This is a genomic window from Haloarchaeobius salinus, from assembly GCF_024464185.1.
Classification (GTDB): domain Archaea; phylum Halobacteriota; class Halobacteria; order Halobacteriales; family Natrialbaceae; genus Haloarchaeobius; species Haloarchaeobius salinus.
This window is the reverse complement of record NZ_JANHAU010000002.1, coordinates 131,557-141,811: the sequence shown is the minus strand read 5'-3', so window position 1 is coordinate 141,811 and position 10,255 is coordinate 131,557. Positions and strand designations below refer to the sequence as shown.

Here is a 10,255-nt window from a genome sequence, read left to right as displayed (position 1 = left end):
CCGGGGGTGGCCCGACGGTGAAGCTCGCGATGATCGGCTTCGGGCAGGCGGGCGGGAAGGTCGTCGACCGCTTCCTCGAGTTCGACCGGCAGACCCGTGGGAAGACCGTCCGGGCGGCCATCGCGGTGAACACCGCCGAGGCCGACCTTCGCGGGGTGAAGCACGTCCCGAAGGACCGGCAGGTGCTCATCGGGCAGACCAGGGTGAAGGGCCACGGCGTCGGCGCGGACAACGAGCTCGGCGCGGAGATCGCCGAGGAGGACATCGAGGAGATACAGGCGGCGCTCGACGACGTGCCGGTCCACGAGATCGACGCGTTCATGATCGTCGCCGGGCTCGGCGGCGGGACGGGGTCGGGCGGCGCGCCGGTGCTGGCGAAGCACCTGAAGCGACTGTACGCCGAACCCGTCTACGGGCTGGGTATCCTCCCGGGCTCGGACGAGGGCGGGCTGTACACGCTGAACGCGGCGCGGTCGTTCCAGACGTTCGTCCGCGAGGTGGACAACCTCATCGTCTTCGACAACGAGTCCTGGCGACACACGGGCGAGTCACTGGGGGAGGGGTACGCCGACATCAACGAGGAGCTGGTACGTCGGCTCGCGGTGCTGTTCGGCGCGGGCGAGGTCGACGAGGGTGGTGCGGTCGGCGAATCGGTCGTCGACGCCTCCGAGATCATCAACACGCTCGGCAGCGGCGGCGTCTCCACCATCGGCTACGCGGTCGACCACATAGAGCGCGGGAAGGGCGGGCTGTTCTCGCGGTTCTCGAAGAAGGAACTGGACGAGACGGACACGACGAACCGCATCACGTCGCTGGTCCGGAAGGCGGCGCTCGGGCGGCTCACGCTGCCCTGCGAGCTCAACGGCGTGGAGCGCGGGCTGCTCGTGATGGCCGGGCCGCCGGCGTACCTCAACCGGAAGGGTATCGAGCACGGCCGGCGGTGGCTGGAGGAGCAGACCGGCTCGATGGAGATCCGCGGCGGCGACTACCCGTTGCCGGACGAGCACTCGGTCGCCTGCGTGGTGCTGCTGTCGGGCGTGACCGACGTGCCCCGCATCAAGGGGCTCCAGCAGGTCGCCATCGAGGCGATGGAGAACTTGGATGAGATCCGCTCGCAGTCGGACGCGAACCTGGAGGCGCTGCTGGACGACGGTGACGAGGAGCTGACGCCGCTGTTCTAGACCTTCTCGTTGCTCGGGACGACGCGCTCGGTGCCACGTCCGGCGTCGATGCGACTGCTCAGCCCCCAGCCGAAGACGATGATGCCGAAGACGAAGACGCCGGTCGCGCCGAGAACGGCGGGCAGCGAAGGCGTCGCGAAGCCGAAGAAGGGCCCCTTGGCGATGTACCAGCCGGAGCCGACGGTCACGACGAGCCCGAGGAGCATCACGGCAGTACTCAGATGTGCGCGCATACCTCTCGCTCATCGGCCAATAGAGTAAAGTTAACTAATGATTCCATTCCGAGAAAGATAGTTTGAATATACGAAGGGGCAGAAACCAAAATCCGCGTCAAAGAGATCACCGAAGAGCGAACCGTGGCGTCCATCAGCGGCGACGGCCCCGTCGTGCACGCTCGGGGCGGTTACGCCGTACTGGGGCGCTCAGTCCTGGATGGAGATGTGGTAGTCGTCCTCGCTCTCGAGCATGGGGAGGTGGACCTCGAGGACGCCGTTGCGGTAGGTCGCCTCGATCTCCTCGCCGACGATCTCGCCGGGGATGCGGACGTGCTCGCTGCTGCGGCGCGACTGGTGCATCGACACGAACTCCGAGTCGTGGTCGATCTCGGTGACAGCGTCGATGTGGAGGAGACCATCGCGGAAGGTGAGCTCGATGTCCTCGCGTTCGAAGCCGGGCAGGTCCATCACGAACACGTAGCTGCCGTCGCGCTCGGTGAGGCTGGTCGCGCTCGCGTCGGCGGTCACGAGGTCGGAGCCGTTGCCGGACTCGAGCTGGGGTGTCATGCCCATCCAGCTCGCTCGCATGTCGTCGAACATCTGGTCCATCTGGTCGAACATGCTGTCCATGTCGTCGAAGGTTCTGAATGCCATACCAGATAGACGACTTATATCTATATAAACACGTATGGACACGAGCTAACACGCATTAACGGCCTATAAACCTGGGCCTCGGGAACACAGTGTCTATCCTTCGACCTGTTCTGCGGCGTCCCGGAACAGTCCGTCGAGGATCCCGCGGCTCACGCCCGCCCGACTCTCGTAGTTCGACCGGGACTCGACGTGCATCGACTCCACCATCGTCTCGTTGTCGACGGTGTAGTCGACGACCGCGTCGCCCTGCACGTCGTAGCTGACGTGTGCGCCAGCGTGGCCTTCTGCGTGCGTCTCGGGTCGATCGGCCGTGACTGCGGCTGCTGTGGGTTGCGGCGGAGGCGACGACCAGCAGCGCGGCCAGCAGCGGTGCCATCCGATCCATCGCACCGGCCACAAGACCGGACCGGTGGGAATAACGGTCGCCTAATCGGGGTTGGAACCACCCGATGGAAGTACGACTGCTACCAACTGGTTCGGCCGGACGTGGTCACTCCTCGAACAGGTTCGAGTACTCGTCGAGCGCCGGCACGCCGGTCGCCCGGTCGTGTCGGACGATGTGGACGTCGTAGGTGTCGTCGGCCGCGACGCTGTGGCCGACGCTCCGGAGCGTGGTCAGCATCCGACCGGCGTTCTCGCTCCCGACGAAGACGACGGTCGCGTCCATGTTCCGGGCCCTGCGGCGGATCTTCGAGGAGATGGTCCCCGGCGACGCGTACCGGTCCGCGAGGACGTACTCGAACTCGGCTTCGGGTGCGATGCTGTCGACCTTCTCCGCGAGTCGGTCGAGCACCAGCCGCACGTCGAAGCTCTCGTCGGGGGCGAGCCAGCCGCGCTCCGTGGCGTAGCCGGGGTTTCTCGGGACGACCGAGACGGCGACGACGCGCTCGTCGGTCAGGCTCGCGTACGACTGCGCACGGTCGAGCGCGACACGAGAGAGGCGCTGGTCGTCGAACGGGACGACGTAGGTCATACGCGATGCTACGCACGGGAACACATTAAACAGACGACACCGGTCTCAGGTTCCGAGGAACGCGGGCCGGCGTCAGCGCGAGATGTCCTCGGTGCGGTCGCCGACGATGGCCTCGACCTCGGACTTGGTGACGGTGGCCACGTCGCCGGGGATGGTCCGCTTGAGCGCGGCGGTCGCGGTGGCGTACTTCAGCGAGCGAGCGACGTCGTCGCCCGAGAGCCGGCGGGCGAGGAACGCACCCGTGAAGGCGTCACCGGAGCCGATGGGGTCGTGCGTGTCGGTCTCGAAGGCGTCCTGCTCGTGGACGACGTTGTCGTGGATGGCGACCGCGCCGTGTTCGCCACGGGTGACGACGACGGTGCGGAACTCGTACTCCGAGGCGAGGTGGTGGGCGAGCTGGGTCGGCTCGCCGTCGTAGTCGAGCACCGCCTCGGCGTCCTTCGCCGCGATGACGAGCACGTCGATGGCCGGGAACAGCCGCGTGATGGTGTTCCGGGCCGCCTCGGGCGACCAGAGCTTGCGCCGGTAGTTCACGTCGAAGGCGACCATCGTGCCGGCGTTGCGGGCGACGCTCAGCATGTTGACGGTCGTCTCGCGCATCTGCTCGGAGAGCGCGGGCGTGATGCCGGTCGTGTAGAAGGCGGTCGCGTCGCGCACCCGGTCGAGGTTGAACTCCTCGGCGGCGGCCGTCGAGAACTCGGAGTCGGCGCGGTCGTAGACGACGTTCGTCCCGCGGGGCTTGCCCGCGTGTTCGAGGTAGTACGCCCCCGGGCGGCCGTCCTCGGACCAGACCACGTCCGTCGTGATGTCGTGCTTGCGGATGCCGTTCGCGATGCGACGACCCGGCGGCGTGTCGGGGAGCTTCGACATCCAGGCCGCCTTCGCGCCGAGTCGCTCGGCCGCGATGGCCGTGTTCGACTCGGCACCGGCGGCGTGGACGTCCAGCTGCCCGGTCGTCTCCACCCGCTCGTTCCCCGGCGGCGAGAGCCGCAGCATGGACTCGCCGAACGTGACGAGGTCGTCGCTCATCGGTACCCTCCCGGCGTCGCCGCCGACTGGCTCACAGCACTCATGTGCGGCCGAACGGACGGCACCGGTATAAGTGTCCCCTCCAGCCGCCGTCGTCGGCGTATCGGATCGAAAGCCGGGGTGGAGGTGTCAGCCCGACAGACGCACGCCACCGTCGCGCTCGTCGAGGGAGACGTCGTAGCCGAACCCCTGCGCGACGGCGACGTTCGTCTCGACGTGGTCGGTAACTCGCGGGAGCCGGCCCCTCCCACCACCGAGTGCGAGGGGGAGGACGAGCTGGTCCCCGGCGTGGGCGTCGACGGTCCCCCGTCCACGGTGGAACGCCACGGCGTCGTCGACGGCCGCCTCCGCCACGTCCTCGGCCGGGCGACCGGGCTCCCCGAGCGCATCGAACCCGGCGACGGTGTCCTCGTAGTCCAACACGACCAGGACGGCCGAGCCCGTCGACCGGGCGTCGACGGTCGTGACGGTGCGCTCCCGGACCGGTGCGGCGACGGCTCCCCGCAGCGCATCTGTCGCCGCGGTCGCCTGTCGCGCCGCCACGTCGGCGTCGGCGAGGTCGGCGGAGGCGACCGAGCGCACGCGGACACAGCGGAGTTCGCCGCGACCCGTGAGCGAGAGCGGTCGCGGGTCGCCCGGCGCGACGTGCAGCGTCGCCTCGCCGCCGCCCTCCGGGTAGAACCCCCGTCGGTCGGTTTCGAGGGCGGCGTGGAGGCCGGCCCGACGCGCGAGCGGCAGCCGGACCCGCTCGTAGTAGTCGAGCGCCGGCGACCACGCCACGTCGGTCCCGCCGGTCGCGGTCACCGACAGCGGGCCGTCGAGGGTCGCCGAGAGCGGGAGCAGGGTCTCGAAGACGAGCGTGACGGCCCCCGCAGTGCCCACGTCGACGGCGTAGCACCCGGGCTCGGGCTCGCCGGGGTCGAAGACGACCGTCTCGCTGCCGAGGTCGTCGCCCTCGACCGTGGCGTCACAGACCGTCGCGATGGCGGAGAGTCCGGCGAGATGCTGGTGTTTGAGTCCGGGGTTCGGACGGTCCCCGCGAACGTTCTCGACCCGGACCGGCTCGCCACGGACGGCCGCGAGCGAGAGGGCCGACCGGAGGACCTGCCCCCCGCCGTCGCCGCCGTCGATGGTCCGCATCGCTACCCACCGTGGCCCGGGTAGTCGCGCTCGAAGCGCGCCTCGATCTCGTCGTCGGGGAACGAGACGAGCGTCGGGCGGCCGTGCGGGCAGGCCCACGGGTTCTCGCAGTCGTCGAGCGCCGCGAGCAGGCCGACCACGGAGCCCTCGGTCAGCGACGTGTTGCCCGTGATCGAGGGGTAGCAGGCGAGGTCGGCGACGAACTCGTCGGCCAGCTCGTCCACGGTCGCCTCGCCGTCGGCCCCCTCGGCGACGAAGCCGGCGAGCACGTCCCGCAGGTCCTCGGGGTCGAGCGTCTTCCGGAAGACGGCGGGGACCGCGGTCACGGCCACCGTCCGGTCGCCCGTCCGCTCGGCGCGGAAGCCGAGTGCGGAGAGCGCCTCGCGGTAGTCCGGGAACGCCGCGGCCTCCCCGGCGGTGAGCTCGAGTTCGACCGGCTCGGCCAGGGTCTGGGCGGTCGCGCCCTCCTCGAACTGCGCCCGGAGCCGCTCGTAGTTGACCCGCTCGTCGGCGGCGTGCTGGTCGACGAGGACGAGGCCGTCGGGCGAGGTGGCGACGAAGTACGTGTCGCGGTACTGTCCGAGCACCTCCAGCCGGGGGAGCGCGTCGTAGTCGGTCCGTTCGGTGGCGTCCTCGCCGGTCAACGTCGTCTGGGTGCGCTCGCCGCCGAACTTGCGGTCGTCCGCCGATTCCGGTGTGGCCGGTCCCGCGTGCTCGCTCGACGACGGCGGGTCCGGCCAGCCGCCCGACGACTGGGAGTCACCGGGACCGAACTCGCCGAGGTCGGTCGGCCGCTCGCGCGTCTCGGTGGTCCCCCAGTCCGGCGCGTCGGTCGTTTCGTCGGTCGATTCGGTGGGCTCGGTCGACGTGGTCGGCTCCGCCGTCGATGCGGGCTCCGTGTCGGCGGCCGGCGTCGACGACCCGGCATCGGCTGCGGGCGTCGATGGCGACGAGGACTCGCCGGCCGGCCGCGACTGGGCCGGGTGCTCCGTCGACGACACGCGGTTCCGGGTGTCCCGAGACGCGGTATCCCCGGCGCTGGCCGCCGTCTCGTCCGTCCCGGTGGTCGGTTCCGCGGTATCGGCGGTTTCCGTCACGTCGGTCGCCGCCTCGGGCCGCACGTCCGCCTCCGGAGCCTTCGACTTCCCGCGCGGGGCCGACGACCGGAGGAGGCCGGCGTCGAGCAGCGCGTCCTCGACGGCGGCGTGGACCTGCCGGCGCACGCCCGCCTCATCGGAGAACCGCACCTCCATCTTGCGCGGGTGGACGTTCACGTCGACCTCGCCGGGGTCGACCGAGAGGTCGAGCACGACGAACGGGTAGCGGTCGCCGGCGAGCTGACCGTCGTACGCCGAGAGCACCGCGTCCCGGACGGGCTTCGAGGTGACGAACCGGCCGTTGACGAACGTCGAGACGTACTCGCGGGTGCTCCGGGTCGTCTCCGGGTGCGAGACCAGTCCCGAGACGGCGTCGAGCGGGCCGTCGTCGAGGTCCGGGGCGTCGACGGACTCCATCGCCTGCGCGACCTCCTTGCCGTAGACGGCGAGGACCGCCGAGCGCAGGTCGCCCTGCCCGGTCGTCCCGAACACCTCCCGGCCGTCGTGCTCTAGCGAGACGGCCACGTCGGGGTTCGCCAGCGCGTAGCGCGTCACGACGCGGTTGACGTGGCTGAACTCCGTCGCGCGGGTCTTCAGGTACTTCTTCCGTGCCGGCGTGTTGAAGAACAGCTCCGCGACCTCGATGGTCGTCCCGGCCGGTCTGCCGACCGGTCCGACGGACTGCACCTCGCCGCCCTCGTAGACGAGTTCGGTTCCCTCCGCCGGGCCGTCGTCGGTGTCCCGCGGCTTCGTTCGGATCGTCGTTCTGGAGACCGCCCCGATGGTGTGCAGCGCCTCCCCCCGGAAGCCGAGCGTACCCACCCCACCTTCGAGGTCGTCGATGTCGCGTATCTTGCTCGTCGTGTGTTCGCGGACCGCGGCGCGCACGTCGGCCTCCGTCATCCCCACGCCGTCGTCCGCGACCGTCACGCCGTCGACCCCGCCGTTCTCCACGGCGACGTCGACCCGGGTCGCGTCGGCGTCGAGGCTGTTCTCGACGAGCTCCTTCACCACCGACGCCGGGCGCTCGACGACCTCGCCGGCGGCGATGCGCTCGACCGTCGCCTGGTCGAGCTTCCGGATGTCCGTGTCGGGCATGTGCGTCGGGTCGGGTGCGAACGCAATACGTGCTGTGGTCCGGGGAAAGACACTTGCCGTTACCAATGGTTTTCCATCGTGTGCCGTCCGACACACCCTCCACTCCGAGTTCCCTCCGTCGCACGTTCCTCGCCTCGGCCTCGACCGTCGGTATCGGTGCCCTCGCGGGCTGTTCGACCGTCGACACGCTGCTCGGCGACGGGGTCGAGCCGCCGGAGCGTCAGGTGCCCGCCAACTGGACGCCGAATCCGGACGACTGGCCGACCGAACAGTACGGCTTCGCACGGACCGGTCACAACCCGTTCGCGTCGCCGCCCCGGGAGGAGCCGTCGGCCGTCTGGACCGAGGACGTGAGCACCCTCGGCGGCAACTTCGACAACCTGATCGTGGCAGGCGGGTGGGTGCTGGCGGACCTCTCGGGGACGGTCGTCGCCTTGGACCCCGAGACCGGCGAGCAGGGCTGGCGATGGTCCACCCGGGGGAACGGGGGAAACCTGGAGTACGTCATGGGAAGGGTCTACGCCGGGAACGGGGACGGGATCGTCGCGCTAGACTCCTTCGACGGGGAACTGGTCTGGTCGACCAGACTCGGTAACTTCGACGTGTGGGACTACGACCTCGTGGAGCGCGAGGGCTGGGTGTTCCTGTTCGGCCCGGACGAGGTGCGGTGCCTCCACGCCGACACCGGGGAGGTGGTCGACCGACTGGAGCGTGAGGGGCTACACCGTGTCGCGACCGACGGCAGCGTGCTGTACGGTGGGGACCGAGTCTTCTCTGCCCTGGCCGTCGACGACCGCCGTCTCGAACGACGGTGGGAGAACGACTACCTGGGCTACGAGACGACTGACAGTCCGGTCGTCGACGACGGTCTCGTCTACCGCGGCGAATATCGGGTTTTCGAGGACGATGACCTGCCCCAGAGTCGACTGACCGTGTACGACACGAACCCCGAACACGGTGTCCAGACGGTGACGGTCCCGTTCGATCAGGGACTCCGGACACCCGCCGTCGCCGACGGGACCGCATACGTCGCCACGGCCGACGTGCGGACGGGCACGCTGAGACAGGACGGCGTCGTCGCCGCGGTGACACACGACGGCGAGGTGCAATGGCGGTTCCAGCCCGATGCCGACCCACGGTCGCCGGTCGTCGCAGACGGCACCGTCTACACGGGACCGTACCGGAATCTGGCGAACTCACTCGTCGCGCTCGACGCCGAGACAGGTGAGGAGCTCTGGCGACGGCCCGTCAACGAGCGGCCCGAACTCGCCGTCGCTGGCGAGACGCTGTACGTCGCGACCGACGGAGAGGTGCGGGCACTCCGAGCCTGAGCCGCCCCCTCACTCCACCGCACACGTCCCCGAGTAGCTCACGTCACCCAGCGACCGCACGGTCGGTTCGTCGCCACACACCGGGCAGTCGGGGTTCTTCGCGACGGGCACCTCGTCGGTGGTCATGTCGGCGGCGTCGTAGACGAGCATCCGGTCGTCCAGCGGGTCGCCGACCGGCACGAAGTGCTTGACGACCTCGGTGGCCATGATGCCGCCGACGACGCCCGGGAGCACACCGAGGACGCCGGTCGTCGCGCAGTCCGGGACCGTGCCGGGTTCGGGGGCCTCGGGGAAGACGCAGCGGTAGCAGGGGCCGTCCGGCAGGTACGTCGTCGCCTGCCCCTCGAACCGGTAGATTGCGCCGTGGACGAACGGTTTTCCAGCGAGGACGCAGGCGTCGTTGATCACGTACCGGGTCGGGAAGTTGTCCGAGCCGTCGACGACGAGGTCGTAGTCGGCGACGAGGTCCCCGACGGTGTCCGCGTCGACCCGGAGCTCGTGGCGGTCGACGGTGATGTCGGGGTTCAGGTTCTCGACGAACTCGGCCGCGCTGTCGACCTTCGGGCGGCCGACGTCGTCGTCGCCGTGGACGACCTGCCGCTGGAGGTTCGAGCGCTCGACGGTGTCGTCGTCGACGATGCCGATGCGGCCGACGCCGGCGGCGGCGAGGTAGGCGAGGACGGGCGAGCCGAGCCCGCCGGCACCGACACAGCAGACCGAGGCGTCGAGCAGGTTCGCCTGGCCGTCGGGACCGACCTCGTCCATGATGACGTGCCGGGAGTAGCGGTCCAGCTGGGTCGGCGAGAGCGAGAGGTCGGTCATGGGGTCGGGTTCGTGCCCCGAGTGAAAAACTCTCACGCTCGGATGGCCGGGCTGGGAGCCAGTGGAACGCAACGGCTATGTTTGGCAACGAGTGTCTCACCACAACGAATTTAACGTGGTGTGCTGTACCATAGCACATGGCGTCCGCACCCGACTCCGGTGACGACGTGTTCGACGAATTCCTCTCGGACCGCGGTCACGAAACAGAGCGAGTAGGGTGGGAACGGAACTACAACAAGCTACAGTGTCCCGACTGCATGGCGCTGCACGACGAGTCCGCCGACGACTGCACGGTCTGTGGCTGGGAGCCGACCCCGGCGTGACCGTCGGTTAGCGCCCCTCCTCTTGTGAGCGAGCGACGTGCGAGTGGACCGCTGGCGTGCGGTGTGTTGTCAGATACGTGAGACGCGGCAACACGGGCGGTTTGGCGGTAACGTTATTAAACATAATTCCATCAGACAGTCTTGGAGATTCAAATGCCGGAATGTCAGAACTGCGGGTCCTTCGTCACCGAGGCGTACGCGCGAGTGTTCACACCACGCGGCATCGACGATCCGCGCGTCTGCCCCAACTGCAAGGACAAGATCCGCGACGGCAGCGACGTTCGAGAGGCGCGGTCCCCCCGGAACAACTAGGTTTCCTCGCGATAGCTCGACTCCCCACAGCGCCGCCACACAGGGTCGCTGGCGTACGGTTCTGGCCGTCGGACGAACCC

Annotated in this window: 12 protein-coding genes; 4 read left to right on the top strand and 8 right to left on the bottom strand. The window is 69.3% G+C overall.

Translation table 11 applies throughout. The annotated features are described in order from the left end of the window. The first annotated feature begins 17 nt into the window (after positions 1-17). Entirely contained in the window at positions 18-1,181 is a 1,164-nt protein-coding gene (locus NO345_RS07265) for a tubulin/FtsZ family protein (protein ID WP_256297873.1), read from the top strand. Here the strand turns inward: NO345_RS07265 and NO345_RS07260 are convergent. The 7 genes from NO345_RS07260 to mutL all read right to left on the bottom strand — a co-directional run bounded on the left by NO345_RS07260 (position 1,178) and on the right by mutL (position 7,387). Further along, positions 1,178-1,414, bottom strand: a complete 237-nt coding sequence (locus tag NO345_RS07260) for a hypothetical protein (RefSeq protein ID WP_256297871.1) — start codon at positions 1,412-1,414, stop codon at positions 1,178-1,180. The two genes, NO345_RS07265 and NO345_RS07260, sit on opposite strands and share 4 nt — an antisense overlap. Positions 1,415-1,603: 189 nt before the next feature. After that, positions 1,604-2,050, bottom strand: a complete 447-nt coding sequence (locus tag NO345_RS07255; RefSeq protein ID WP_256297869.1) for an Hsp20/alpha crystallin family protein — start codon at positions 2,048-2,050, stop codon at positions 1,604-1,606. 93 nt (positions 2,051-2,143) lie between these two features. Beyond that, positions 2,144-2,440 carry a hypothetical protein gene (locus tag NO345_RS07250; protein ID WP_256297868.1) on the bottom strand — a complete coding sequence of 99 codons (297 nt, stop codon included), beginning with the start codon at positions 2,438-2,440 and terminating at the stop codon, positions 2,144-2,146. 100 nt (positions 2,441-2,540) lie between these two features. Further along, positions 2,541-3,023, bottom strand: coding sequence for a universal stress protein (locus NO345_RS07245; RefSeq protein ID WP_256297866.1), 483 nt, complete (start codon positions 3,021-3,023; stop codon positions 2,541-2,543). A gap of 72 nt (positions 3,024-3,095) precedes the next feature. Next, a complete protein-coding gene (gene kdgK1 / locus NO345_RS07240; RefSeq protein ID WP_256297864.1) occupies positions 3,096-4,052 on the bottom strand; it encodes a bifunctional 2-dehydro-3-deoxygluconokinase/2-dehydro-3-deoxygalactonokinase in 957 nt (318 codons plus the stop codon). A 129-nt stretch (positions 4,053-4,181) separates the two neighbouring features. Then, a complete protein-coding gene (rtcA, locus tag NO345_RS07235; protein ID WP_256297862.1) occupies positions 4,182-5,192 on the bottom strand; it encodes an RNA 3'-terminal phosphate cyclase in 1,011 nt (336 codons plus the stop codon). A 2-nt stretch (positions 5,193-5,194) separates the two neighbouring features. Continuing rightward, positions 5,195-7,387 carry a DNA mismatch repair endonuclease MutL gene (gene mutL, locus NO345_RS07230; protein ID WP_256297860.1) on the bottom strand — a complete coding sequence of 731 codons (2,193 nt, stop codon included), beginning with the start codon at positions 7,385-7,387 and terminating at the stop codon, positions 5,195-5,197. Between the two features lie 80 nt (positions 7,388-7,467). Here mutL and NO345_RS07225 point away from each other — a divergent pair, with 80 nt between their 5' ends. Next, positions 7,468-8,718, top strand: coding sequence for an outer membrane protein assembly factor BamB family protein (locus NO345_RS07225; protein ID WP_256297859.1), 1,251 nt, complete (start codon positions 7,468-7,470; stop codon positions 8,716-8,718). Positions 8,719-8,727: 9 nt separating this feature from the next. On the opposite strand, the gene ubaA is transcribed toward NO345_RS07225, so the two are convergent. Further along, positions 8,728-9,540: an SAMP-activating enzyme E1 gene (gene ubaA / locus NO345_RS07220; RefSeq protein ID WP_256297858.1), complete on the bottom strand. Its 813-nt coding sequence runs from the start codon at positions 9,538-9,540 to the stop codon at positions 8,728-8,730. A gap of 137 nt (positions 9,541-9,677) precedes the next feature. Between ubaA and NO345_RS07215 the strand changes: the two genes are divergently transcribed. Both NO345_RS07215 and NO345_RS07210 read left to right on the top strand, forming a co-directional pair. Then, on the top strand, positions 9,678-9,863 hold the full coding sequence (locus tag NO345_RS07215) for an HVO_0416 family zinc finger protein (protein ID WP_256297857.1): 186 nt from the start codon (positions 9,678-9,680) through the stop codon (positions 9,861-9,863). Between the two features lie 153 nt (positions 9,864-10,016). Continuing rightward, the gene (locus NO345_RS07210) at positions 10,017-10,175 is read left to right on the top strand and encodes a DUF7563 family protein (RefSeq protein ID WP_256297856.1); all 159 of its coding nucleotides are present in this window, start codon (positions 10,017-10,019) and stop codon (positions 10,173-10,175) included. The last annotated feature ends 80 nt before the right edge of the window (positions 10,176-10,255 follow it).